The following is a 25,130-nucleotide window of genomic DNA, read 5'->3' on the forward strand; positions in this document are numbered from 1 at the left end:
AAAACCCTTTTACCAACGCTTGGTCGCCAATGGTAAACCCAAGAAAGTGGCCCTCGTGGCCGCTGCTCGTAAACTGGTTACCATGCTCAACGCAAGGATGCGCGAAGCCTTGCAGGCTGGCGCGCATCTGGCTTGAGAACACAGTTGCTACAGAAGATCGGTAAGTTCACACAACCAGGTCGGCTGTCAGGCCGCCGCGCTTTTGATCTTGGGCGCCCCGTTAAACCACGCTGGCCGAACGCAGATTCTGAACCGTGGGTAACCCGGCAGGACGCCGGGTTAGCCGCATTGGGCCATGGATGGCCCGTTGCGGCGGCCCACGGTTCAGGATCTGCGGGCGGGCATCCCGAGCCTAGGCGAGGGACCGAGTGGTGGGGCGAGAGCGTTTTGCTTACTTTTGTCTGGGCCGGCTTCCGGATTTCAAAAGTGAGGCGCTGTAAAAGCGCAACCAATATCAGCCATGCCCGCGGTAACGGATATGTACACAAGAACCACTACCAAGAACCACCTGGCAATGAACGTTGTCACTGGCCGCCATCGCCATGCTCCGTATAATGCCGCCATCGCCAGATGAGATGGCTCTAAATGGATGTCTTTATGACCACACAGCAACCTGTTGCGGTTCTAGGTGGCGGCAGCTTCGGCACCGCAGTGGCCAACTTGCTGGCGGAGAATGGTCGTCCGGTCCGTCAATGGATGCGCGACCCGGAACAGGCCGAGGCCATTCGGGTCAATCGCGAGAACCCTCGCTACCTCAAGGGCATCAAAATTCTGCCCCTGGTTGAACCCGTCACGGACCTGGCGGCCACGCTGGATGAATGCGAGCTGGTTTTCGTCGCCCTGCCTTCGAGTGCACTGCGCAGCGTATTGGCGCCGCATGTAGAGCGCCTGACCGGCAAAATGCTGGTCAGCCTGACCAAAGGCATCGAAGCACAGAGCTTCAAATTGATGAGCCAGATCATCGAGGATATCGCGCCTAAGGCCCGCATTGGCGTGTTATCCGGCCCCAACCTTGCGCGGGAAATTGCCGAGCACGCGTTGACTGCAACGGTAGTCGCCAGCGAAGACGAAGACCTCTGTCAGCAGGTTCAGGAAGTGCTGCACGGCAGGACGTTCAGGGTCTACGCCAGTGCTGACCGCTTTGGTGTGGAGTTGGGTGGGGCGCTGAAAAATGTCTACGCGATTATCGCCGGTATGGCCGTGGCGCTGGACATGGGCGAAAACACCAAGAGCATGCTGATCACCCGCGCACTGGCGGAAATGACCCGTTTTGCGGTCAGCCAGGGTGCCAATCCGATGACCTTTCTTGGGCTGGCGGGTGTCGGTGACCTGATCGTGACCTGCTCTTCGCCGAAGAGTCGCAACTATCAGGTGGGTTTTGCCCTGGGGCAGGGCTTGAGTCTTGAGGAAGCAGTCAACCGGCTCGGTGAAGTCGCCGAGGGCGTCAATACCCTCAAGGTGCTCAAGGTCAAGGCGCATGAGCTGCAGGTGTACATGCCGCTGGTCGCAGGCCTGCATGCAATTCTTTTCGAGGGACGTACGCTGAATCAGGTCATTGAGCAGTTGATGCGTGCCGAGCCGAAAACGGATGTGGACTTTATCTCCATTACCGGTTTCAACTGAAACACTCATACCGGGAGAAGATCTTGAACGAGTCGAAAATCAAGCAAGACGAGTCCATTTTGCTGCGCATCCTCTGGATGGTGCTGTTCGTGGTGATCTGGCAACTGGCTGAACTGCTGCTGGCAGGCGTGGTACTGGTGCAATTGGGCTATCGCCTGATCTACGGTGCGCCGAGTGGCAGCCTGATGAATTTTGGTGACAGCCTGAGCCAGTTTCTTGCGCAGATCGGCCGCTTCGGCACTTTCCACAGTGATCAGAAACCCTGGCCGTTTGCCGACTGGCCGACACCTCGTGCGCCGGAAGGTGAAACGCCACACAGTGTTCCACCTGCGGCGCATCCGGTGCGTGATGAGGAACCCAAACTGTGAAGCTATGGGTGCTGCGCCATGGTGAAGCTCAGGCGCATGCGCGCAGTGACGCGCAACGCGAGCTGACAGGTCATGGTCGAGAGGAAGTGCTGCAAAGCGCAGCGCACCTGTTGAATAAGCCTCTGACGCGAATCCTCGCCAGCCCTTACGTGCGGGCGCAGCAGACGGCCGAGCTGGTGCGTCAGGCATTGGGCTTCAGTGAACCCGTGGTCACCGTGCCCTGGCTGACTCCGGAAAGTGACCCGGGCAAGGTGCTTGGTCAACTGGACACCTATGCCGCTGAGGATGTGCTTCTGGTCAGCCATCAACCTTTGGTGGGCTCATTGATCGGGCTTGCGGTGCATGGCAGTGTTCAGCAAGCGCAACCCATGAGCACAGCTAGTCTGGCGGAGTTGAAAGGGGAGTTTGCACTGGCCGGGACGATGGAGTTGTTGAGCGTTCGGCACGTTTGATTGTTGCTATCCTGACAGTTGCTATTTTGACAAGAAATCGCTCTGTGCCCTGACACAGCGGACCTGCAAGAGCCGTCCCGGTGTCCCTGACACCGCGCTGTCTCTCTGCAAACTCAGGGCTATGCAGGAGTGAGCTTGCTCGCGATAGCGTCAGTTAATGCGATAAATTCGTTAACCATGAAATCGAATCGCGAGCGAGCTCACTCCTACAGGGTCCGTGTTTGCTTCGCGACAGCGCTGTGTGAGGGCAGAGAGCAATCTCCTACACAAAACATTCCATATCAGCTGATTGCAATCTGTTTGATAACGGCAAGGCAGATGAACTCCCGCGCTCAGTATTCGGGCGCTTCATGACAAGGATTGACTATGAGCCTATGGCGCGAAACTCCGGACCTTGAGCAACTCAATGCCAACAGTAAAAACACCATTCTTGAACTGCTCGATATCCGTTTCGAGTCCTTCACCGAAGATTCCCTGACTGCCAGCATGGTGGTCGATCATCGGACTCATCAGCCTTACGGCCTGCTGCACGGCGGTGCATCGGTGGTACTTGCCGAGTCACTGGGTTCGTCAGCCAGTTACCTGTGCATCGATACCAGCAAGTATTTCTGCGTCGGCATCGAGGTCAACGCCAATCATCTGCGAGGCGTGCGCAGTGGTCGGGTTACGGCCGTGGCGCACCCGGTGCACATCGGTCGCACGACCCATGTCTGGGATATCCGTTTGACCAGCGAAGAAGGCAAGGCCAGTTGCATCTCCCGGCTGACCGTTGCGGTTGTGCCGCTAGGGCAGGAACCTCCAGCACGCTAGATGCCTGTTGTGCCGGGCATTGGCCGGATCGTCATGTGCGATGGCCGTTACGATCATTGCCGACTCAGCAACTCATTGCGCACAATCACCACTGATCGGCTCAATGAGTGCTTCGGCATGTCGCAACAGGTGTTCTTCGCTCACGCCAACGGTTTTCCGTCAGGCACTTACGGCAAACTGTTTTCCGCGCTGGCGCCGGACTATGTCGTGAGCCATCTGGAGCAGCATGCTCACGACCCGCGCTTTCCAGTGGATGATAACTGGCTGAATCTGGTGGATGAGCTGATTCACCATTTGCGCGAGCAGCCCGAACCCGTATGGGGCGTGGGTCATTCTCTGGGCGGCGTATTGCACTTGCATGCGGCGATGCGCTGTCCGGAACTGTATCGCGGCGTCGTCATGCTTGATTCCCCGGTGCTGACTCTGGCTGATCAATGGATGATCCGTGCCGCCAAACGATTTGGTTTCATTGACCGCATTACCCCCGCCGGACGCACGCTGGGACGTCGCGAGGCGTTTGCCGATCTTGAGGCGGCGCGTCGTTACTTCGCTGGTAAAACCCTGTTCCGCCGCTTCGACCCCGAGTGTTTCGACGCCTATCTGCAGTATGGTTTGCAGAGCGACGGTGAACAGCTACGGCTACGTTTCGACCCTGCCACGGAAATCAGTATTTACCGCAGTGTGCCGCACACCAGCCCTGGGCTCTCCCGCCAGCTCAAACTCCCGTTGGCGATGGTGCGTGGGGAGCACAGCCGTGTCGTGATGCGCCACCATGCTCGTTCAGTCAGGCGCATGCCGCTGGGGGAATACCTGTCCATGCCGGGCGGGCACATGTTTCCACTCGAGCAACCGGAAGCGACAGCGCAGTTGCTCAAATCGCTGTTCAGCCGCTGGACCGCAGGCGCTGGCGTATGAGTCATTCTGTGGAAGAGGTTCGCCTTAGCCTGCCGCATATCGAATTGGCAGCCCACTTGTATGGTCCCGAGGACGGCCAGCCGGTGATCGCGCTGCATGGCTGGCTGGACAATGCCAACAGCTTTGCGCGTCTGGCGCCGCGACTCGAAGGCTTGCGCATCGTCGCCCTGGATCTGGCCGGGCATGGTCATTCCAGTCACCGGCCGCCGGGTGCGGGTTATGCACTGGCGGACTACGTTCACGATGTGCTGCAAGTCGCCGAGCAATTTGGCTGGCAGCAGTTTTCGTTACTTGGCCATTCGCTCGGCGCAATCATTTCGGTGTTTCTCGCCGGGGCGCTGCCCGAACGGGTTTCGCGACTCGCTTTGATCGATGGTCTGATTCCACCCATGGGCGAGGCCGATAACGCGCCTGAGCAACTGGGCAAGTCATTGCAGGCGCAACTGCGTCTGGTGAACAAGCGCAAGCCGGTTTACCCCGATCAGGAACAGGCAATCTGCGCACGAATGAAAGGAGCGGTCGCCGTTACCCGTGACGCGGCTGAATTACTGGCCCAGCGTGGCCTGATGCCGGTGCCCGGTGGCTACACCTGGCGCAGTGACGGGCGGCTGACGTTGCCTTCGGCGATCCGGATTACTCGCCAACAAGCCATGGCGTTCGTCGAGGCAATCCGCTGTCCGACACATTTGGTAGTAGCTTCTCAAGGGTTGCTGGCGCAGAACGAATCGCTGCTTTCAGGTCTGCCTTTTGAGGTTACAGGCCTGTCAGGAGGCCACCATCTGCATTTGAATGACGAAGCCGGGGCAGGCGCTGTTGCAGACTGTTTCAATCGCTTCTTCGCTGCGCCTTGACTTGCGCAGGGCAACTGTCGAGGCTGGGGGTGTTGAAACAGGAATCAATCATGATGGATCTATGTATCGCTGTACCCTTTGAACTGCCCGTTAACGCTTTTTCCCCGAACGTGCCGCGATGAGCGGGTCTATTGGTTTTACCCGCGCACTCGGAGTGGCATTGTGTGTCTCTGCACTCAGCACGTCGCTATGGGCTGCGGACGTTCCCGGCAGCAGTGATCTGCAGATCGTACCAAGGCTGACTGACGCTGAAATTGTCGATTATCGTCCGGCTTCCGAGCTTGAGCGCATCTATCCCATGGGCTCGATCCGCAAGATCAGCGGCCAGTTGCGCTTTGACGGTCAGGTCAGCGCGAGGGGCAATGTGACTGGCGTGACCTATCAATTACCCGCCGAGCGCACTTCTTATGAGGCCTTTACTGCCGCACGTGAAGCCTTGCAGGCGCAAAATGCCGAGTTGTTGTTCTGGTGTCAGGCCCGGGACTGCGGTGAAAGCAGCCTGTGGGCCAACGAGGTATTCGGCAACTCCAAATTGTATGGCGCTGACGAGCAACAGGCTTATCTGTTGTTGCGTCTGGCGGAGCCCAAAGCCGACACACTGGTCGCTCTCTACAGCATTACCCGGGGTAATCGCCGAGCCTATTTGCATGTGGAGCAGTTCGACTCCGCTGCGCCACTGGGCGACCTGATGCCCACGTCCGGAACGCTGCTTCGGCAACTGAAAAGCACCGGCAAACTGACTCTCCCGAAACTGGTGGGTGCTCCTCAGGACGCGTGGCTGACGCTACTGTCCCGCGGCCTCAATCTCGACAGCAGCCTGCGTGCCACAGTATCCGGCCCGCAAGCCGAAGCCTGGCGTCAGGCGCTGATCAGCAAAGGCGTACGAGCGGCACGTCTGGAAGCGGGGAGTGGTGATACACCTGGCCTGCTTATCGAACTGATTCGCTGACTGCAGTTCATACGCGGGTCCACGGCGAACACTAACGTCGTCACTGTTCGCCGTTATGCTTCACTTCTGATGTCCTGATCCTTCTTTTGGAAACTGCTCATGTTCAATAACGATCGCCTGTTGGTGCAGATCCTGCTCCTGGCGCTGCTCGGTGCCTGTGTCTGGGTGATGGCGCCATTCTGGTCGGCACTGTTCTGGGGGGCGGTGCTGGCATTTGCCAGCTGGCCGTTGATGCGGCTGCTGACACGCTGGCTCAATGGCCGCGAGTCCCTTGCGGCATTGATCCTGAGTCTGGGCTGGATGGTTCTGGTGGCCGCGCCGCTGGTCTGGCTTGGCTTCAACCTGGCTGATCACGTACGTGACGCGACCGCGCTGATCAAGGATATTCAGGTCGACGGTTTGCCTGATCCTCCCGGCTGGCTGGGCAGCGTTCCATTGGTTGGCGAGCGGCTGGTCGCCTTCTGGAACAGCATCGACGAGCAAGGCGCGGCGATGATGACGACCCTCAAGCCGTACCTGGGTCAGGTAGGTAACTGGCTGTTGGCGCGCAGCGCGCAGATCGGCGGCGGGATTCTCGAACTGACCTTGAGTCTGGTGTTTGTATTCTTCTTCTATCGCGACGGTCCGCGACTGGCGGCTTTCGTGCTGCGGTTGCTGGAACGCTTGATCGGTGACCGGGCGCAATATTACCTGGATCTGGTAGCCGGCACCGTCCAGCGAGTTGTCAACGGCGTGATCGGCACCGCTGCTGCGCAAGCGGTGCTGGCCTTGATCGGTTTCCTGATTGCCGGGGTGCCGGGCGCTTTGGTGCTGGGCATCATGACGTTCATGTTCAGCTTGATCCCGATGGGCCCACCGCTGGTGTGGATTCCTGCGACTGCGTGGCTGGCGTGGAATGGCAACTATGGCATGGCCGTCTTTCTGGCCATCTGGGGCACGTTCATCATCAGTGGCGTCGACAACGTCCTCAAGCCTTACCTGATCAGTCGTGGCGGTAACCTGCCGCTGGTGATCGTGTTGCTGGGCGTGTTCGGTGGTCTGCTGGCTTTCGGCTTTATTGGCCTGTTCATTGGCCCGACGCTGCTGGCTGTGGGTTACAGTCTGGTCACCGACTGGGCACGCAGTGAGCGCCCAGTCAGGACTTGATGTGAAGAAGCGTCACACAGTCTGCGGGAGGGCGGAGTCCTTCGCTTCTCCCGGACGCTCCGTGGCGCTTAGCGTTTCCGGCATTGCCAGCAGCAACAGCAGTGCTGCCGTGGCAATGGCCGCAAGGGTCAGAAACGCTGCGTTATAGCCCGCGTTCTGGACGATGATCCCGGCCAGTCCATTGCTCAGTGCCGCGCCCAGACCGAATATCGTGGATATGATCCCGAGGCTCACGCTGAAACGTCCAGTTCCCTGAGTCAGGTCCTTGACCACCAATGGAAACAGCGCCCCGAATAGCCCGGCACCGATGCCGTCTAGCAATTGCACGGCGACCAGCCAGAAAGGGTTATCGGACAGCACATAGAGCACGCCGCGAATCGGCAGAATCAGAAACCCAGCCAACAGCAAGGGTTTGCGCCCCCAGACGTCAGCCTTCGCACCTACCAGCAGCGCGACAGGCACCATGACCCATTGGGCTGCGACAATGCAGGCCGAGGTCAACGGCGTTGCCAATTGCAAATTCACCTGTGCCAGCTTCTGGCTCACCAACGGCAGCATCGCCGCGTTTGCCAGGTGGAAAAGGGCGCAGCAGGCGGCAAATAACAGCAGGGTTTTGTTACCCGCCAATGCTTTGAAGCCGGAAGGCTGAGCGCCGCTCTTTGGATCTCCATGACCCAGCTCACGGGCGACATCATGATCAATCGCCTTGGCCGATACGCAACTGACCGCGATGACGCTGGCAACAGCCATCGCCGCCATCAGATAAAACACTGCGATAGGGCCAAACAGGTACGCAAAGCCGCCAGCCAGCATCGCTGCACAGGCGTTACCGGCATGGTTGAAGGTTTCGTTACGTCCTGTCCGCCGGGTGAATGCCTTGGGACCGGTGATACCCAGGGAAATGGCGGCAATGGCCGGGACAAATACCGACGCGGCGATCCCGCTGACTGCTTGGGTTATGGCGATCAGGCTGACTGAGGAAGTGAAGGGCAGCACCAGGCAACTGGCCGTCACCAACAGGGCTGCGATCGCGACCACGGCGCGTTTGTAATGAGTGCTGTCGATCAGTGCGCCTGCCGGTCCCTGGGTCACCAGACCAGCAATCGCCGCCACGGTCATGACAATGCCAATGCTCGCCGGATCCCAGTGGTGGACTGCCAGCAGATAAATAGCCAGATATGGCCCTAACCCGTCGCGGACATCGGCGAGAAAGAAATTCAGGGCATCCAGTGAGCGGTTGTTGCGGCGTTGGGTATGGGCGTCCACGGGATGTCTCGATTGGTCGATGATTGAGCTTTGAGCGGTGGTTATGAAAAAGGTTTGCTGCGCTCAGAATTTTCATAAGAGCGCAATATTTCGATGTGTGATCGGCTTTAGCCGGGAAAGCGGTGTTGCTGACGAGCTGATTTTGTGACCGTTCCGGCCTCTTCCCGGCTAAAGCCGGTCCCACGACGCATTGCGCTCACCCGTGGGGTAAGCCTCGCTCCAACACGAATGGCATTCCAGCCGGACAGCCTTGAATTCTTTGGAATTCCCGACAAAGTTCCACTGTCATACCGACGTTGGGCAATGATCTGCCGTGGCTGAACAGCAAGCTTCAGCGACGTGCCAGGTGCTCGTTGGCATGGAACGGAGGAACCATGAGTCAGGCAGTCCTTGAGAGAGAAACCGATCGTCGACAACTGCAGAGCATTATTGGGGGCCTGTCAGACGGTGTGCTGTTGATCGAGCTGGATCAGAGCATTCTGTGGGCCAATGAGTCCGCGTTGGAGATGCACGGCGTCAAACACGTCAAGGAACTGGGTCGTAACGTCCGGGAATATGCATCACGGTTCCATCTGCGATACCGCAACAACCATCCACTGGCGCTGGACAATTACCCCATCAGCCGGATCGCCCAAGGGGAATCCTTCAGCGATGTCGTGGTGGAAGTCAGGCCGACGGGCAACGATGAAAAATGCTGGGTGCATCGAGTGCGCAGCATGGTGCTGGAAGGTCGCTCCGGTGAGCCCGAACTGATGGCGCTCATCATCACCGATGCTACCGAACTGGCCAGCGCCGAGCAGCGTTTCGAACGTACATTCGCGGCTAACCCGGCACCGGCGGTTATCTGCAGGCTCAGCGATTTGCGCTACATCAAAGTCAATCAGGGTTTTCTGGAGATGACCGGCTACACCCGCGAGCAAGTCATCGGGCGCTCAGTCTATGAACTTGACGTTCTCGAGAATGCAGAGCGTAAAGACCTCGCCATCGAGCGGCTCAACGACGGCGGAACCATTCCGCAAATGCAGGCCGAGCTGAGGCTGCCCGACGGCGGCAGCAAACTGGTGATCGTCGCCGGACAGCCGCTGGACATCAGCGAGGACGACTGCATGCTGTTTTCTTTCATGGATATGGAGCCCCGCCGCAAGGTCGAGACTGCATTGCGCCAGAGCGAAGAGCGTTTCGCCAAAGCCTTTCGCCTGACCCCGGTGCCGACGCTGGTGTGTAACGCCGAATCGCAGTTTTTGGTTGAGGTGAACGATGCCTTCATTAACACCACCGGTTTCACCGCGCAGGAACTGACCGGGCGATCTGTCGAGGAGCTTGGCTTCATTGACGACCCGAAAAGCTGCGAACAGATATTCGAGGTATTGAAGAAGACCGGCAGCATTGAAGGTATGGAGCTCAAGGTGCGCAAGCGTGGTGATGAGGTCATCGACTGCGTACTGTCTGCCGATACTGTCGTGATTCAGGGTATCTCCTGTTATCTGCTGGTGCTGATGGACATCTCGGAGCGCAAGCGATCCGACCTGGAATTGATCGCGGCCATCGAAGAGGTCATGCAGGACGCTTCCTGGTTTGCCCGCTCGTTGATTGAAAAGCTGGCCAACGTGAAGAAAGGCAAAGCCCCGCAGTTACCAGGCAGTTCATTGACAGACCTGACGGCTCGGGAAAAGGACGTATTGGGCTTGATCTGCGAAGGCCTGGCCGACAAGGAAATCGCGGCACGTCTTAAGCTCGCGCCCAACACCGTGCGCAATCACGTAGCGACCATGTATTCCAAACTTGGTGTACACAGCCGCGCTGAAGCTATTGTCTGGGCAAGGGAGAGGGCACTCTTCACCAGTGATGGCCGCAAGCCACTGCACTAGATTGATGGTGCGAATGCACTAGTGCTACCAGTGCAAATTCGTCTGTTTATCTTGGCGCTGTTTTCTTTACCCTGACGGTCCATTTCTGGACCTTGTCAGGGGCAGCAGTTGCAGACTTTTAAGAGCTCGCAAGTACAAGGTGGCCGGCAATGAGCTGGCTGTCGCAGGTCCGTCAGGAAATCGAAGGCAGCTTTGAGCCCTTGGCATGCGAATGCGTCATCAGTGCAGACGCATCCCTCAGCGTACGCATTTATGATCGAGAATCAGGACGCGTTGACCTGATGGTCATCGGCATTGCGCTGGATCAGGTTAAAACCCAGCACGACGTGTTGGCGCTTATCAGCGAATTACGCGATGAGCTGGGCAGTGTCGGAATGAACCCACTTGATGTTGCTCCCTCTTCACAGGCTTGAGTTCCAGGGAATCGGTTCGCGATTGGGTTGCTGGTCAGTGGTACCCAAGCCGACCATCTCGTCATAGACCGCGGGCTGGACGAGGAACAGCGGTACTTCAGGCACGCCCTTCAGGTTTTTGCGTGCCTCTTCCAGTGACGCGATATGCAGCGTGCTGCCCTTGGCATCGATGATAGGGTGGGATTTGCCATCCTTCATCGCATGCATGACGTAGGACCCTCCCTCCATCGTGACCAGATGGACCGCTTCAATTTCGCCTTTCTTCACCTGATCAGCCAATTTACCCAGTTCCATGATATTACCTCTTGAACATTGGCGGACGATTGCCTGCCTGCTCAGGTTTGAGACAGATGCGCGGGTCAAGTTCGGACCTCGCCGATTAGTGGTCGTCAGTTGACAGCAATGCAGGGTTTGGAAAATTAAAAAGCTGACTGTTTGATCAGTTAAAGTTTTTATTACTTTTATTTTTTAGCGGCTTACGCACACACCCCAGCACAGATTTTTCTCGTCCCAATACATTGTTTCTTTCAGCCAGCTTTCAACGTGCCGAATAATTTAATACGGGTGAGGTGTTCCAACTAATGCGAGTAAACAGTGTGCTACTGCAATTTTTAAGATGGCCTCAAGCTTAATTTTTAATGGCCGATAGTTTCACATCGAATGCTAATAAATCTGAAACGGAAGCCTGTTAATGAGAAACCTCAAGGTATCGGTGCGCGCGACACTCAGCTTCATGTTTATCGCTTTTCTGTTGGTGGCCCTGGGGGGGATCTCCGTATGGAAAATGGGCGATATTCGCGAGATGGCTGCGGATCTGGAGAATGACGCACTGGCCAGTATCGTGGTTGCCGACCGGATCAACGCCGCCATGCTGCGCTTGCGTCTTGAGAACCGTCGACTGGTTTCCCAGACCGATCCCGAGGCTATCGCCGCAACCGTCAAAACCATCAACAACCTGCGTGACGAGCTAAGGAAGCAGATTCAGACTTACGCCCCTTTTGTTGCCAGCGACAGGGAAGGCCAGTTATTCAAAGCCGTTTCTGAAAACTCTGAAAAAATGCTGACCGCGTTCGATGGCGTTTCAGCCCTTGCAAGTCGAGGTGCAGCTGCCGAGGCATTGGCTTATATAGCCAGTAACGTAACCCCCGTGACGCGACCTCTGGAAGAAGCAGTGGCCGGGCTTGTCCAGATGAATATTGAAGAGGCGGGCGAAGCAGGTAAAGCGTCCGAGGCGTCTTATCAAAGTGGCTTGATGTTTGTCATTTTCATAATTGTCGCCGCCGCATTGGCAACTATCGCGCTAGCGGTCTTGTTTACTAAAAGTATTGTTGTGCCTTTGCGCGACATGTTGCGGGTCAATGACATGATCGCCAAAGGTGATCTGCGCACCGTTATTACAATCAATGGCAAGGACGAGTTCGCCGACCTTCTGCGCTCCACCCAGCAGATGCAGAACAACCTGCGCGACACCATCAAGCTGATTGGTGATTCAGCCACTCAACTGGCCTCGGCATCTGAGGAGATGAATGCTGTCACTGAAGAGTCCAGCAAAGGGTTGATGCGTCAGAACACCGAAATCGATCAGGCGGCGACGGCGGTCAATGAAATGACTGCGGCTGTTGATGAAGTCGCCCGTAATGCGGCTTCGGCGTCTGACGCTGCCAAGGCTTCTGATCAGGCAACCCGCACAGGCGCTTCGCGGGTTACCAGCACCGTCACTGCCATCGAGAGACTCAGTCAGACCGTGCAGAACACCAGCGGTGACGTGCAGCGTCTGGCGGTACAGTCCAAGGACATCAGCAAGGTGCTGGACGTGATCCGCACCATTGCCGAGCAGACAAACCTGCTGGCCTTGAACGCAGCCATCGAAGCGGCGCGGGCAGGGGAGCAGGGTCGAGGCTTTGCTGTCGTCGCCGACGAGGTGAGGGCGCTGGCGCATCGTACTCAGACGTCCACGCAGGAAATCGAGCAAATGATCGGTGACATTCTCAAAGGCACCGAGCAGGCCACCAAAGCCATGAGTGAGAGCTGTGAGCAGGCGCAAGGTACATTGGGTGTGGCTCATGAAGCGGGCGCGGCGCTGACATTGATTGCCAAAGCCATCAATGAAATCAACGAAATGAATCAGATGATCGCCACCGCTTCGGAGCAGCAGGCCCAAGTGGCTCGTTCGGTAGACGGCAACCTGATGAGTATTCGTGACCTGTCCATCCAGAGCGCGACGGGCGCTCATCAGACCGCAGCGGCGAGTTCCGAGCTGTCGCGTCTGGCGGCTGACATGAACAGGCTGGTGGGACGGTTCGCCCTGTAATTTTTCAGGCTGGGAAAGCTGTAGCGACGCAACAGTCGCTACAGCGCGTTCGGTCGGTGTTCATGATCCCTGTTTCTCATACGCTGCACGCAAGCGCTCACGGATATTACTCAAGTGGCGACGCATTGCGGCCTTGGCACCGTCTGAGTCCCGGTTGGCAATGGTGGCATAAATGTCGTGATGTTCCTGACGCAGCCTGGCGCTGTAATCCTTGATGGCCGTGTTGGCCAGCGCTGCCGAGTTGAGGCGGTTACGCGGAATGAGCGTCAGGCCCAGATGTTCGGTGATATCAGCGAAGTAGCGATTGTCGGTGGCCAGGGCAATTTGCTGATGAAAATCAAAATCAGCGGCTGCCGCTTCGGCCCGGCTCACAGTCGGGTCCTCAATGATGCTTAGCGCCTGTCGCATACGCGCCAGTTGTTCCTCGGTTCTGCGCAGGGCGGCGAAGCCCGCAGAGTCGACTTCGATCCCGATACGTAACTCGATGACTGCCATGACGTCGCTGAGCGTGCGGTCTGCCTGAGGATCGATTTGATCGACTCGCTGCCGAACCACAAACGTTCCGATGCCGTGTCGGGTTTCCACCAGTCCGTGGGATTGCAGGTGCGAAATAGCCTCGCGCACTACCGTACGACTGACGCCGTGCTCCTGGGTAATGTGTTTTTCCGGCGGGAGCTTGTCACCGACCTTGAGCTGACCGTCTTCAATCATGCTGGTCAGGATGTTGACCAGCGCCAGTGTCAGATTACGCGGACGTCTTATGGACGGATCGCTCTCTGCCGGTTCGAAAATCGGGGTGGGATTCATGGTGTTCCACCTGAGGAAATACGTGCCTTGCAGGGTGCCGAAGGATCTTTCCGGGCGCTGCGCAGCTCTCTATATAAAACTCTTCAGATAAACAAATGGCGCGGCTTTTGGGCCGCGCCATTTCTTCTCACAGAGACCTGACAGATGTCAGTCTCAAGCGATTGGCTGATCGCTCCACTCGCTGTTCACCAGGCGCTTGAGGCCCAGCGGGTTGGCGTTTTGCAGCGCTTCTGGCAGCAGGCTGTCAGGGTAGTTCTGATAGCAGACCGGACGCAGGAAGCGATCGATGGCCAGCGTGCCCACAGAGGTGCCGCGAGCATCGGAAGTCGCCGGGTATGGGCCGCCGTGGACCATGGCTTCGCAGACTTCGACGCCGGTCGGGTAACCGTTGACCAGGATGCGGCCGACTTTCTCTTCCAGCACCGGCACCAGCCATTGGTACTTCTGCAGATCGCTCTGTTCGCCGATCAGGGTGGCAGTCAGTTGACCGCGAAGGGCTTGCAGCGCGCTTTTCAATTGCGCGTCGTCAGCGACTTCGATCACCAGAGTCGTTGGACCGAACACTTCTTCCTGCAGCAGTGGATCGCCGTTGAGCAGCAGGCTGACGTCAGCTTTGAACAACTGCGCCTGAGCCTGTTTGCCTTCCTGCGGTTTACCTGCCAGATGGGTCACACCCGGATGCGACAGCAGATGCTCTACGCCTTTGCTGTAGCTGCGCAAGCCGCCAGCGTTCAGCATGGTTTGTGGAGCCTGGCCGCCCATGTGTTCCTGAAGCTGCTCCAGGAAACGGGTGAAGGTCGGCGAGCTGATGCCGATCACTACGCCAGGGTTGGTGCAGAACTGACCTGCGCCCATCACCACGGAAGCCGCCAGATCCTTCGCCACGGTATCGCCACGCGCTGTCAGCGCTTCAGGCAGCAAGACTACCGGGTTGATGCTCGACATTTCGGCGAATACCGGGATTGGCTCAGGACGTTCGGCAGCCATTTTGCACAGTGCGTCGCCACCGCTCAGGGAGCCGGTAAAGCCAACGGCCTTGATAGCCGGATGCTTGACCAGACCTTCGCCAACACCGCTGCCGAAGATCATGTTGAACACGCCTATCGGCATGTTGGTTTTTTCTGCTGCACGAATGATCGCCGAGCCCACCAGATCGGCAGTCGCCATGTGGCCGCTGTGCGCTTTGAACACAACCGGGCAACCTGCCGCCAGTGCTGCAGCGGTATCGCCGCCAGCAGTAGAGAAAGCCAGCGGGAAGTTGCTGGCACCAAACACGGCAACCGGGCCTACGCCGATACGGTATTGGCGCAAGTCAACGCGTGGCAATGGCTTGCGATCCGGCAGTGCCAGATCGATACGCGCGCCCAGGAAATCACCGCGACGCAGAACTTTGGCGAACAATCGCATCTGGCCGCTGGTACGTCCGCGCTCGCCCTGAATACGGGCGGTTGGTAGAGCGGTTTCCTGACAAACGATAGCGACGAAATCATCACCGAGCTGGTCCAGCTCGTCGGCGATAGCATCAAGGAATTCTGCACGGCGAGCCGGGCTCAACTGGCGGTATTCAAGAAAGGCGCCTTTGGCTGCCAGTGCTGCTGCGTCAATTTCCGCGTCAGTAGCCTGGTAAAAGCTGTAGGGCAGGGCTTCGCCAGTAGTGGCGTCGAGACTTTTGTGTTGCGGCTCGCCAAGTGCGCTACGTGCGCCTGCGATGAAGTTGTGGCCGAGAACATTAGGCATCTTTGTCTCCTGTTTTTATTTGCGGGTTTAATCAGGCTGATGCCTGTCTTAGAGATCTGCCAACCGTTCGATGACGGTAATGTGAGCTTACCAGCAACTGCACGGCTCAACATGTTGACAGTCATCGTACAACTATGGGTATGACTGCGCAACCATGGAGATTCCATGCTGGCCTGCAATTTTACCCGCTGGCCATTAACCCCGTAGGACCAGCTTTAGCCGGAAAAAGTGGTGTTTCCGCCGAAAAAATTTAGCGAACGTTCCGACGCCCTCCCGGCTAAAGCCGGTCCTACGGGATTGCATAGATCCTGTGGGAAATTCTATGTTCGCCCACGTCATCAGTGATTCCTGTGGGAGCGAGGCTTGCCCGCGATAGGGACACCACGATTCAGCAGGTTCAACGCGTTATCGTTCATCGCGGGCAAGCCCGACTCCCACATGAGATTGCGCTCTTCCGTAGGACCGGCTTCAGCCGGGAGGGCGTCGGGACATCCTCTAAATATTCTTCGCCTGAAATACGGTCCTCCCGGCTAAAGCCGGTCCTACGAGATCAAGCTTGCAGGCGAACACAGAATTTCCCACAGTACCGAATTTCAAGTCGATACTTTCGGTTCCCCGGCAACGATCCCCTTAACCGTTAACCCCCGCAACGCATCAATCACCTCACGCAGCGCGCGATTGACCGGTTTGTCCTGGCGCAGCACCAGGCTCAGACTGCGGCTCAAAGGTGGCGTCAGGCTACGGATTTGCAGGTTACGCTGATGGTGAGCAGTGGCCACCGCAATACGTGGGACGATGCTATAACCCAGCCCGGCAGAGACCATTTCTTTAATGGCTTCGATGCTACCCAATTCCATTACCGGGCTGGGCCTGACACCCGCATGCTGAAACCACTGGTTGATCAGCAAGCGCGTGCTGCTGCCTGCTTCGAATACCACCAGCGGCAAACTGCTCAAGGCGTCGCCATCGATCGACGGCTTCAGGTCGGTCTGGTCAGGTGCAAAGATCGCCACCATTTCGTCCTCCAGCAATGTTGTGGCGTGCAGGCTACGACCGGCCGCTGGCAAGGTGACCAGGGCGAGGTCAATACGGTTTTCTTCCACGGCTTTGAGGATAGTCTCTGTATTGCCGGTGCAAACCCGTACATCCAGTTTCGGGAAAGACGTGCGCAAGGTTTTCAGGATCGGCGGCAACAGATGAATGCAGGCGGTGGCGCCGGTGCCAATTACGACTTGTCCGGCGACGCCTTGAGCATGGCTGGCGAGATCCTGGAGTGCGTCATCAATCACCGAATCAATACGACCGATATGGCTCAGCAAGGTAAGCCCCGCAGCCGTCGGTTTCAGACGTTTGCCGACGCGCTCGATCAGGCGCAGGTTAAGGCGTTGCTCCAGCAGGCGAATATGCAAGCTAACCGCTGGTTGCGTGAGGTTCAGCGTAGTGGCCGCGGCTGAAAAGCTGCCCTGATGAATGACCTCGGAAAAACTGTTCAAGTGATTCAGGTTCAACGCTTGCATGGCAAAGTTTTACTTATGCTGAGGATGATTAATCATAGCTTTATTAAGGTCGGTGGGGTCGGCATGATTGCCGCACTTGCAATCGTTACCGAGAATGAAGATGAATCACGATCTAATCCTGCGCACTGCTCGCGAGGATGACATGCCTGTTGTACAGGCTATCTACGCACACCATGTGCTGACCGGCATTGCCAGCTTCGAACTGCAGCCGCCATCAGTGGAGCTGATGCTGGAACGTCGTGCGGAGGTGCTTTCGCGCAAATTGCCGTATCTGGTCGCCGAACTGGCTGGAGCAGTGGTGGGCTATGGTTACGCCACGCTGTATCGACCGCGGCCCGGCTACCGTTTTACGGCGGAAGACTCGGTGTATATGGCTGAGGGCATGGGTGGCAAGGGGATTGGTCAGGCATTGTTGGCTGCAGTCATCGAGCACTGCGTGCAGGGCGGCTGGCGGCAAATGGTGGCGGTGATCGGCAACAGTGAAAACCATGGTTCTCTGCGACTTCATGAAAAGCTGGGGTTTCGTCGGGTCGGGGTTTTTGAGTCGATAGGCTTCAAGCACGGACGCTGGGTCGACACAGTGTTGATGCAGCGAGCATTGGGTGATGGTAGCGGCAGCCTTCCGAATGATCAGTAAGGCAGGCAGAGTCGATAGACTATTTGCATATTAGTTTAGAATTTAAATGCATTTTCGGAATAAATTAACCGGTGATAAGGTTTTAACCAGTCACTGGAAACCTTGAGAAAAGTTATAAAAAAGGGATTTCGGCTGACGGCCCGATTTATCCACTTCTCAAGGAATACCTGCATGGCAGCTTTTGATCAACTCACCCGGCGTCGTTTGCTCGGTTTGACCGGCGTTGCTTTGGCCAGTCCGTTACTGGCTTCTGTTCCCGGTTTCGCCTGGGCTGCCGACGAGCATGCCGGGCACGACGCTGGCGGCGGTGGTGCGGAGCCAGCAGGCACCGGAGAATTCATCAAGCTTGCCGAAACACGCAAACTCAAACTGGCAGTCAATCTCAACGCGGTCTGCCTGGCACCTGTCGTGATCGCCCACGGTCAGGGCTTTTTCACCAAACACAATCTGGACGTCGAGCTGGTCAACTTCGGTAACTCTACTGAAGTGCTGCTTGAAGCCATTGCTACCGGCAAGGCGGATGCGGGTGTTGGCATGGCGTTGCGCTGGCTCAAAGCGTTGGAACAGGGGTTCGACGTCAAACTCACCGCGGGCACCCACGGTGGTTGCCTGCGATTGCTCAGCGCCGTCGACAGCCCGGTGCAGAAACTCGAAGACCTCAAGGGCAAAGCCATCGGCGTCACCGACATGGCCAGCCCGGATCGTAACTTCTTTTCCATTTTGCTCAAGAAGCACGGCGTTGACCCGGTACGTGACGTCGAGTGGCGGCTGTTCCCGGCGGATTTGCTCGGCACCGCGCTGGAGCGCGGTGAAGTACAGGCAGTCAGTGGCAGTGACCCGTTTATGTACCGCCTGATTCAGGGCGGCAAGGCTCGCGAACTGTCAAACAACCTGGTCGAGGAATACGCCAATCTCAGCTGCTGCGTTGTCGGTGTGACTGGCAAATTGGTGCGCGATGAGAAACGCGTCGCGGCGGCTTTGACTCAGGCCATTCTCGAAGCTCATGACTACTCTGTGAAAAATCCGGAGGTCGTCGCCAAGGGCTTCCAGGCTCACGCCCTGAACACGTCGGTTGAAGAAGTGAAAGCCATTCTTCACGACCACACCCATGGCCACCATGCGGTTGGCGCAGCCTTGACCAAGGAAATCGTCACCTATGTGACCGATTTGCAGACGGTTGAAGTGATTCGCAAGAGCACCGACGCCGTGGCCTTCTCCAAGGAGATTACCGCCGATGTCTTCAATTGAAGCCGCGTCGCAGATAGCCGCGCTTGAGCGAGCACCTGCCCGTTTCTGGCGGCAGGGGGCGGTGGCCGTTGTCGCCTGGATTGGCGTCGCGCTGCTGATCGCTTATTTCCCTAACGCCACCCGCAACTGGCCCATGACTCAGGGGCTGGCCAATCTGTGCCTCGCGGTCGCCGCGTTGATTGGCCTGGTGGGTATTTTGGGTCGCTGGTTTCCCGCTGTGCAGCGCCGGGCCTATCCCGCAGGTGCTTGGCTGATTGCCTTGCCAGTGTTGTTAGGAATCTGGGAGTTGCTGACCGCCAAGCTGGCATTGTTGCCGGTGCCGTTCTTTGCGCCGCCACAGGCGCTGCTGGATGTGTATGTCGAAGACTGGCCTCGTCTGGCCGACAGCTTGCTGAACTCGGCGCTATTACTGGGCACGGGCGTCGCATTGGGTGCAGTGACAGGGTTTATTGCCGGTGTCGCGATTGGCTGGTCAACCAGCATCGGCTACTGGTTGCACCCGGTACTGCGCATTCTGGGCCCAGTGCCTTCCACGGCATTGCTGCCGCTGTGCTTCTTCCTGTTCCCCAGCAGCTGGAGTGCCAGCGTGTTTCTCATTGCACTGGCAACCTGGTTCCCGGTCACGGTGCTGACCTGGTCGGGGGTCGCGAGTGTCGATAAAGCCTATTACGACGTTGCCCGGACGCTGGGCGCCAAACCGGGCTTTCTGATTTTCAACGTGGCAATCCCGGCTGCACTGCCTCACGTATTCGTCGGTCTGTTCATGGGGCTGGGCGCGTCGTTTTCTACGCTGGTCGTTGCCGAAATGATGGGCGTGAAATCAGGCATCGGCTGGTACTTGCAATGGGCTCAAGGCTGGGCTGCCTACGCCAATATGTATGCGGCGTTGCTGATCATGGCGCTGGCCTGTTCCGGCTTGATTTCCGGGCTGTTCCTGATTCGCGATCGCTTGCTGGCCTGGCAACAAGGAGCCATGAAATGGTAGCCACTGCATCTGCTTCAACGGTTTCCAGGCCGGCTGGCCTGGCGCTACGGATTGAAAACCTGAGTCATGGATTTGCGCTGGACGGACAGCGTTTGCCCGTTCTGGAAAATGTATCGCTGGACGTCGCCCCTGGAGAGTTTGTCGCGTTGCTGGGACCGTCGGGTTGCGGCAAGTCCACCTTGTTGCGACTGGTTGCCGGGCTGGAACCCGCTGACAGTGGCGCTTTGCTGGCTGATGGATTGTCGATTGCGGGCCCTGATCCAAGTCGCGTGGTGGTCTTTCAGGACCCGACGTTGTACCCGTGGCGGCGAGTCTGGGACAACGTTGCACTGGGTTTGCAGGCTCAGGGGCTGCTCAAGACTCACGCTGGTAAAGTCGATGCGGCGCTGGCCACGGTAGGCCTCAGCAATTTTGCCCGCGCTTATCCGCGGCAACTATCAGGGGGGATGGCTCAGCGTGTGGCGCTCGCTCGTGCGCTGGTCAACGAACCGCGACTGCTGATTCTCGATGAGCCCCTAGGCAAACTCGATTCGCTGACGCGCATTACCATGCAAAAGGAATTGATCGACCTGTGGCAGCGTCAGGGCTACACCGCGTTGCTAGTGACTCATGACGTGGAAGAAGCCTTGCTGCTGGCCAATCGTGTGATCGTTTTCAGCGACCGCCCGGCCAGCATCAAGGCGCAGCTGACCATCGAACGGCCTTATCCACGCCATCGTGACGATCCGTATCTGGTCGACCTGCGCAAGCAGATTCTGGGGCTGCTCGGGCTAGGGGAGAGCTGGTAGCCGTTTAGAAACGGGCTTGGGCTGAATACTCCGGCCCGTCATTGAAGCAGGCCAGATCAACCAGCAGGGTTTCCCATTCCACGCCATCCGCGAACTGATCCAGATGCGCCTGGCCCGCTTCGGCGTCCGAGGCGGTGATGGTTTTTACCGTCTCCGGCTGGGCCGTGACGCGATCAGGGGTGGGAGTGACTTTGATTGCAAGGCGAGACAGTAGCGATTCTTTGAGCATCAGTAGATAGGACATGAGCGTGTTCCTTTCTGGTGGCGTGAGTATCGACTGCGCCGCACTGTTATTGGACGAAACGCGGGTACAAGACGTTTAATTGGTGCGCCTTGCGGGACGATTGGTCCGGCTGTGCGACGAATAGCGGCCTGACACCATTCCCTTGAAAATAACGTGCCAACCTAGAACGGGCGTTCAGTTTTAAGGGCGGCCTGGATGATTGCGACCGGTTGTCTTTGCCGGTAGGGTAGCTGCCTGTCTGGCAAGGAGCTTGAAATGACTCAGTTAACCCCGCCCGGAGTGGCGGATGCAGCACTCGATCGACCTAAGCAACGTCGCGCGCCGAAAGGCGAGAAGCGCCGCGAAGAGTTGCTCGATGCTGCCTTGCAGGTGTTTTCCCTGGAAGGGTACAGCGGTGCCTCGGTGGCTCAGGTGGCGGCGATTGTCGGCATATCGGTTGCCGGGCTTTTGCACCACTTTCCAAGCAAGATTTCACTGTTGATGGGTGTGCTTGATCGGCGTGACAAGGCCAACAGCCGAATCGCCGAAGAAGTCCGTACCGATAAAAGCCTGACGGGGTTGCTGAGCAGTTTGCGTGCGATCAACCGGTCAAATGCCACGGCACCCGGTGTCGTGCGTGCTTTCACGATTCTCAACGCAGAAAGCCTGGTCGAAGGGCATCCGGCCTGGAGCTGGTTTCAGGATCGCTACGAGTTGATTTACGGAAAGCTGATCGGACAGTTTACCGATCTGGTCAATGCGGGAGAGGTGCGGGCCGATGTCGACCTGCCGGGACTGGTCCAGGAAATCCTGGCAATGATGGACGGTTTGCAGGTCCAGTGGCTGCGCTTTCCGGAGAAAGTCGATCTGGTAGAGCGTTTCGATACCTACATCGCACGGGTCGATGCAGCGATAAGAGTTCGTCCCTGAACCCGTCCGGACCTCGTGAGAGGTCCGGCTCTATCCCTGAATCAGCGCTTAGTTACCGCTTGCGCTGCCTTGAGTGGTGGTGTCATCGGTGGTGTCGTAGCCATCACCTTCGCTGGTATCGGTGTCGCCGGTGCCTTGATCAAGCAAGCCGCCGGTTTTGACTGCCGAATCACGCAGCGTCGAGTTCAGCGCAGAGCGTGGCAGCGGGTTGCTGGTGGTGGTCGACAGTTCCTGACGGAACGGGTTGACCAGCTTGGCGTTCAGGCGAATATCCTGAGACGACGCGCCCACCGACAGGTTGAAGCTGTCTGCGTCCACGACCCATTGCTTGCTGTCCACATCGTAGTAAGCCAGCGAGCGATCGTTGAGCTCGATGGTGACGCGCTTGCTTTCGCCCGGCTTCAAGAACACTTTCTTGTAGCCTTTCAGCTCCTTGATAGCGCGCTCGACTTTCGGGTTCTGCTGGCCAACATACAGCTCGGCCACTTCGGAACCACCCACCTTGCCGGTGTTGGTCAGGTCGAACGACACCTTGATTGGCGTGTTGCCCACTGCGACACCCGGAGTAACGGTGATGTTGCTGTAGCCGAAGGTGGTGTACGACAGGCCGTAACCGAACGGATAGAGCGGCTTGATGCCTTTCTTCTCGTAGCCACGATAGCCAAGGAGCAGATCGTCCTTGTAGCTCATCGTTTTCAGCGTTTCTTCGTTGTCGAATTTCGGGAAGGTCGCGTAGATCGGGTTATCTTCGATGTTGCGTTCGATACTGATCGGCAGCTTGCCCGACGGGTTGACCTTGCCGAACAGGATTTCAGCCAAAGCCTGACCGCCGTTCTGACCTGGGTAGAACGCGTGCAGCGCAGCTGGAACCTGGTCGATCCAGTCGCTCATCTTCAGACCGGTACCGCCGTGCATGGTCACCACGGTGTTCGGGTTGACCTTGGCGATGTTCTGAATCAGCTCGTTCTGGAATTCCGGCAAGTCGAAGCTGTGGTCGAAACCTTCACCTTCGTATTCGTTGCTGTTACCCACTGCAACCAGCACGGCGTCGTACTGAGACAGGTCCTGCGGAGCAGTCAGCGAAGCCCAGCTCATTTGCACGCCAACCAGGCCGCCCATTGTGGAGAGGTAGCCGTTGCGACGCGAGTATTCCAGCTTGATGTCGTAAGCCTTGCCTGCTTCCAGGTTGACCTTGGCGAACACTGGAATGGTCGGCGGGATGCTGTTGCTCGGCAGTGGCTTGCCGTCACCGTTGTCGAGGATCAGCTTGCCGTTCACGTACAGACGTACTGCACCGTCGGCACGGACTTTGAACACTTGATCGCCGCTGGTGGTCGGTGTGATCTGACCGGTGTAGCGAATCGAAGTGTTCGACGTGTCACCGCTGACTGGCAGGGTGTCGGTGGACCAGTCCAGATCAACGTGTTTGTCGGTACGGGTCGCCGCAGCATCACCAGACCAGTTGGCGTTGGTGAAGAATTCGGTTTTCAGGCCGTTGACGCTTTTGCCATCGCTGTCTGCGTGGCTCCAGGTCGTGGTGCTCGGATCCAGCGACAAGCCGTCGATGAACTCAACCTTGGCGTTAGGTGCCAGCTGCTGCAGACCGCTCAGCTCGCTGATGTAATGAGCTGCCATGACGTTGGCGCTACCAAAACCGGTAGGCGGCGCGTACTTGGCCAAGGTGCCGACCACAGCGATTTTCTTGACCGTCTGCTTGTTCAGCGGCAGCAGGTTGTTGTCGTTTTTCAGCAGTACGATGCCTTCACGTGCAGCGTTCAGAGCAACTTTGTTGCTGGTGGCGCTGTTCATGTTGTGCGCGGTCAACGGCGCTTTGCTGTCGAACTTGTACAGGTAGATCTGCTTCAGGATGCGGCGGACCTTGTCATCGATGGTCGCTACGTCCAGCTCACCGCTGTCCAGGTAAGGCTTGAGGATGGTGCTATTCATCTGATAGCCCATCATGTCCAGGTCGGTGCCTGCCTGAGCGGCATTCAGACCGTGGACTACAGCGTTGTAGTCGCTCTGTACGAAGCCTGGATAGCCCCATTCTGTCTTCAGAATGTCGCGCATCAGGTGTTCGTTTTCGCAAGCGAACTCACCGTTCACTTTCTGGAAGGCGCACATCATCATGGCGACCTTACTGTTCTTCGAAGCGGATTCGAAGGCAGGCAGGGTCATCTCGCGCAATACGCGCTCGCTGATGGTTTCGTCCAGGTTGAAGCGGTTGCTTTCCTGATCGTTAGCCGCGTAGTGCTTGGCGTTTGCCCATACACCACGGGACTGAATGCCGTTGATTACAGCAGGGCTGAGGCTTGCACCCAGGAACGGATCTTCACCGGAGAGGTACTCGAAGGCACGACCGCTGTAAGGCATGCGGTACAGGTTGACACCTGGGCCAGTCACAAACTGGTAGCCGCCGGTGGCAGTGTCATAACCCAGTGCGCGACCCAGATCGATAGCGCGACGCGGGTTCCAGGTAGCCGCCAGGTTAGGGCCGGACGGGTAAACCACGCCCTGAGCGTTGCCTTCGCTGGTGTAACGCACGCCGACGCCGCCGTCAGCGCCATGAATCTGCGGGATGCCATATTGGGTCAATGGCTTCACGTCCCAACCACCGGTGCCGCCGATATAGGCCAGCTTTTCTTCCAGGGTCATTTTTTTCAGGGTTTTTTCTGCGGCCTTCTCGGCACGGCTTACCTTGCCTTCATCCAGGGATGGGCTAGTGGCCGCGCTGGTGGCTGCGTGGACCTGTGATACTGCCAGCGCCAGCAAAGCGAGTGCAGACTTCGCACCGATCATTTTCCGTTTGTTCATGTATTTCTCCGACTACCAATTTTCAAGTTTTATGCTGTTAAAGGCTGCTCAAGTCTGACTGCTCACGAACTTTTATTCGGGCAATACTTCACCTTCTTCGCGACTTTCCGAGTATTAATCTCAGCGCGATAGTTAGTGTTTTAAACGTGTATTTATATTGTAAGAATTATGTGTTTCGTGTCTTTACTTGACATCAATGTGCCACTACAAGATGGCACTTTGATTCGCGTTGGCGGCGTAATTAAGACAATTCTCGACCCGAAATGTCAAACAAAAGCTCGTTTTGGGTGAATTTTTGTTTTTTTTGCTTACAAATTTGAACTCGCGCTAAACCTACTGGTCGATTGGTTTAAGAATTTTCGGTGAGCGATTCATATTCGCTGCTGGCACGATACCGAGGTTCCCCTTAGTTGCGGTTTAATGCCTCTGTTTTTCGGTGGGTATTGCGTAGCTATTTATTATTATTTTGTGG

At 57.3% G+C, this 25,130-nt stretch carries 23 protein-coding genes; 16 read left to right on the forward strand and 7 right to left on the reverse strand.

All coding sequences use genetic code 11. The features are described 5' to 3' along the window. Positions 1-597: 597 nt before the first annotated feature. The 8 genes from CKW31_RS19430 (at position 598) to CKW31_RS19465 (ending at position 7,114) form a co-directional block, all read left to right on the forward strand. Positions 598-1,623 (forward strand): NAD(P)H-dependent glycerol-3-phosphate dehydrogenase, encoded by a 1,026-nt coding sequence (locus CKW31_RS19430; RefSeq protein ID WP_095098687.1) that lies wholly within the window; start codon positions 598-600, stop codon positions 1,621-1,623. A 23-nt stretch (positions 1,624-1,646) separates the two neighbouring features. Continuing rightward, positions 1,647-1,991 carry a DUF4389 domain-containing protein gene (locus tag CKW31_RS19435; protein ID WP_027897936.1) on the forward strand — a complete coding sequence of 115 codons (345 nt, stop codon included), beginning with the start codon at positions 1,647-1,649 and terminating at the stop codon, positions 1,989-1,991. Then, complete coding sequence (gene sixA / locus CKW31_RS19440; protein WP_095098690.1) at positions 1,988-2,443, forward strand: phosphohistidine phosphatase SixA; 456 nt, start codon at positions 1,988-1,990, stop codon at positions 2,441-2,443. The genes CKW31_RS19435 and sixA overlap by 4 nt, the downstream gene beginning before the upstream one ends. 366 nt (positions 2,444-2,809) lie before the next feature. Beyond that, on the forward strand, positions 2,810-3,253 hold the full coding sequence (locus CKW31_RS19445; protein WP_095098693.1) for a hotdog fold thioesterase: 444 nt from the start codon (positions 2,810-2,812) through the stop codon (positions 3,251-3,253). Positions 3,254-3,370: 117 nt separating this feature from the next. Then, a complete protein-coding gene (locus tag CKW31_RS19450) occupies positions 3,371-4,168 on the forward strand; it encodes an alpha/beta fold hydrolase (protein WP_095099225.1) in 798 nt (265 codons plus the stop codon). Continuing rightward, positions 4,165-5,019 (forward strand): alpha/beta fold hydrolase, encoded by an 855-nt coding sequence (locus CKW31_RS19455; protein WP_095098696.1) that lies wholly within the window; start codon positions 4,165-4,167, stop codon positions 5,017-5,019. The genes CKW31_RS19450 and CKW31_RS19455 overlap by 4 nt, the downstream gene beginning before the upstream one ends. Positions 5,020-5,137: 118 nt before the next feature. After that, on the forward strand, positions 5,138-5,968 hold the full coding sequence (locus CKW31_RS19460; protein WP_095098699.1) for a DUF4892 domain-containing protein: 831 nt from the start codon (positions 5,138-5,140) through the stop codon (positions 5,966-5,968). 99 nt (positions 5,969-6,067) lie between these two features. Beyond that, positions 6,068-7,114 carry an AI-2E family transporter gene (locus tag CKW31_RS19465; protein ID WP_095098702.1) on the forward strand — a complete coding sequence of 349 codons (1,047 nt, stop codon included), beginning with the start codon at positions 6,068-6,070 and terminating at the stop codon, positions 7,112-7,114. 12 nt (positions 7,115-7,126) lie between these two features. Here the strand turns inward: CKW31_RS19465 and CKW31_RS19470 are convergent, their stop codons facing one another. Beyond that, complete coding sequence (locus tag CKW31_RS19470) at positions 7,127-8,380, reverse strand: MFS transporter (protein WP_095098705.1); 1,254 nt, start codon at positions 8,378-8,380, stop codon at positions 7,127-7,129. A 374-nt stretch (positions 8,381-8,754) separates the two neighbouring features. On the opposite strand from CKW31_RS19470, the gene CKW31_RS19475 reads away from it, so the two are divergent. Beyond that, positions 8,755-10,248 carry a helix-turn-helix transcriptional regulator gene (locus CKW31_RS19475; RefSeq protein ID WP_095098708.1) on the forward strand — a complete coding sequence of 498 codons (1,494 nt, stop codon included), beginning with the start codon at positions 8,755-8,757 and terminating at the stop codon, positions 10,246-10,248. A 149-nt stretch (positions 10,249-10,397) separates the two neighbouring features. Beyond that, entirely contained in the window at positions 10,398-10,661 is a 264-nt protein-coding gene (locus tag CKW31_RS19480) for a DUF1652 domain-containing protein (protein WP_095098711.1), read from the forward strand. On the opposite strand, the gene CKW31_RS19485 is transcribed toward CKW31_RS19480, so the two are convergent. After that, the gene (locus CKW31_RS19485) at positions 10,650-10,955 is read right to left on the reverse strand and encodes a DUF6482 family protein (protein WP_095098714.1); all 306 of its coding nucleotides are present in this window, start codon (positions 10,953-10,955) and stop codon (positions 10,650-10,652) included. The genes CKW31_RS19480 and CKW31_RS19485 overlap by 12 nt on opposite strands. Before the next feature lie 397 nt (positions 10,956-11,352). Here CKW31_RS19485 and CKW31_RS19490 point away from each other — a divergent pair, with 397 nt between their 5' ends. Next, complete coding sequence (locus CKW31_RS19490; RefSeq protein ID WP_095098717.1) at positions 11,353-12,972, forward strand: methyl-accepting chemotaxis protein; 1,620 nt, start codon at positions 11,353-11,355, stop codon at positions 12,970-12,972. Positions 12,973-13,032: 60 nt separating this feature from the next. Here CKW31_RS19490 and CKW31_RS19495 read toward each other — a convergent pair whose 3' ends face one another. From CKW31_RS19495 to CKW31_RS19505, 3 genes are all read right to left on the reverse strand, one after another. Then, entirely contained in the window at positions 13,033-13,779 is a 747-nt protein-coding gene (locus CKW31_RS19495) for a FadR/GntR family transcriptional regulator (RefSeq protein WP_095098720.1), read from the reverse strand. A 153-nt stretch (positions 13,780-13,932) separates the two neighbouring features. Continuing rightward, a complete protein-coding gene (locus tag CKW31_RS19500; protein WP_095098723.1) occupies positions 13,933-15,516 on the reverse strand; it encodes an aldehyde dehydrogenase (NADP(+)) in 1,584 nt (527 codons plus the stop codon). Between the two features lie 593 nt (positions 15,517-16,109). Next, positions 16,110-17,033, reverse strand: coding sequence for a LysR family transcriptional regulator (locus tag CKW31_RS19505; RefSeq protein WP_095098726.1), 924 nt, complete (start codon positions 17,031-17,033; stop codon positions 16,110-16,112). Positions 17,034-17,133: 100 nt separating this feature from the next. Here CKW31_RS19505 and CKW31_RS19510 point away from each other — a divergent pair, with 100 nt between their 5' ends. The 4 genes from CKW31_RS19510 to CKW31_RS19525 all read left to right on the forward strand — a co-directional run bounded on the left by CKW31_RS19510 (position 17,134) and on the right by CKW31_RS19525 (position 20,691). Continuing rightward, complete coding sequence (locus CKW31_RS19510; protein WP_095099231.1) at positions 17,134-17,670, forward strand: GNAT family N-acetyltransferase; 537 nt, start codon at positions 17,134-17,136, stop codon at positions 17,668-17,670. A gap of 171 nt (positions 17,671-17,841) precedes the next feature. Then, the gene (locus tag CKW31_RS19515) at positions 17,842-18,918 is read left to right on the forward strand and encodes an ABC transporter substrate-binding protein (protein ID WP_095098729.1); all 1,077 of its coding nucleotides are present in this window, start codon (positions 17,842-17,844) and stop codon (positions 18,916-18,918) included. After that, positions 18,905-19,903 carry an ABC transporter permease gene (locus tag CKW31_RS19520; protein WP_095098732.1) on the forward strand — a complete coding sequence of 333 codons (999 nt, stop codon included), beginning with the start codon at positions 18,905-18,907 and terminating at the stop codon, positions 19,901-19,903. Before CKW31_RS19515 ends, CKW31_RS19520 begins: the two co-directional genes overlap by 14 nt. Continuing rightward, a complete protein-coding gene (locus CKW31_RS19525) occupies positions 19,897-20,691 on the forward strand; it encodes an ABC transporter ATP-binding protein (RefSeq protein WP_095098735.1) in 795 nt (264 codons plus the stop codon). The genes CKW31_RS19520 and CKW31_RS19525 overlap by 7 nt, the downstream gene beginning before the upstream one ends. Before the next feature lie 4 nt (positions 20,692-20,695). Here CKW31_RS19525 and CKW31_RS19530 read toward each other — a convergent pair whose 3' ends face one another. Next, entirely contained in the window at positions 20,696-20,935 is a 240-nt protein-coding gene (locus CKW31_RS19530; protein ID WP_095098738.1) for a hypothetical protein, read from the reverse strand. Positions 20,936-21,190: 255 nt separating this feature from the next. Here CKW31_RS19530 and CKW31_RS19535 point away from each other — a divergent pair, with 255 nt between their 5' ends. Next, positions 21,191-21,844 (forward strand): TetR/AcrR family transcriptional regulator, encoded by a 654-nt coding sequence (locus tag CKW31_RS19535; protein WP_095098741.1) that lies wholly within the window; start codon positions 21,191-21,193, stop codon positions 21,842-21,844. A 48-nt stretch (positions 21,845-21,892) separates the two neighbouring features. Here CKW31_RS19535 and CKW31_RS19540 read toward each other — a convergent pair whose 3' ends face one another. Beyond that, positions 21,893-24,658 carry a glycoside hydrolase family 3 protein gene (locus CKW31_RS19540; RefSeq protein WP_095098743.1) on the reverse strand — a complete coding sequence of 922 codons (2,766 nt, stop codon included), beginning with the start codon at positions 24,656-24,658 and terminating at the stop codon, positions 21,893-21,895. Positions 24,659-25,130 lie beyond the last annotated feature (472 nt).

The organism is Pseudomonas sp. Irchel 3A5 (assembly GCF_900187575.1).
Taxonomy (GTDB): domain Bacteria; phylum Pseudomonadota; class Gammaproteobacteria; order Pseudomonadales; family Pseudomonadaceae; genus Aquipseudomonas; species Aquipseudomonas folii.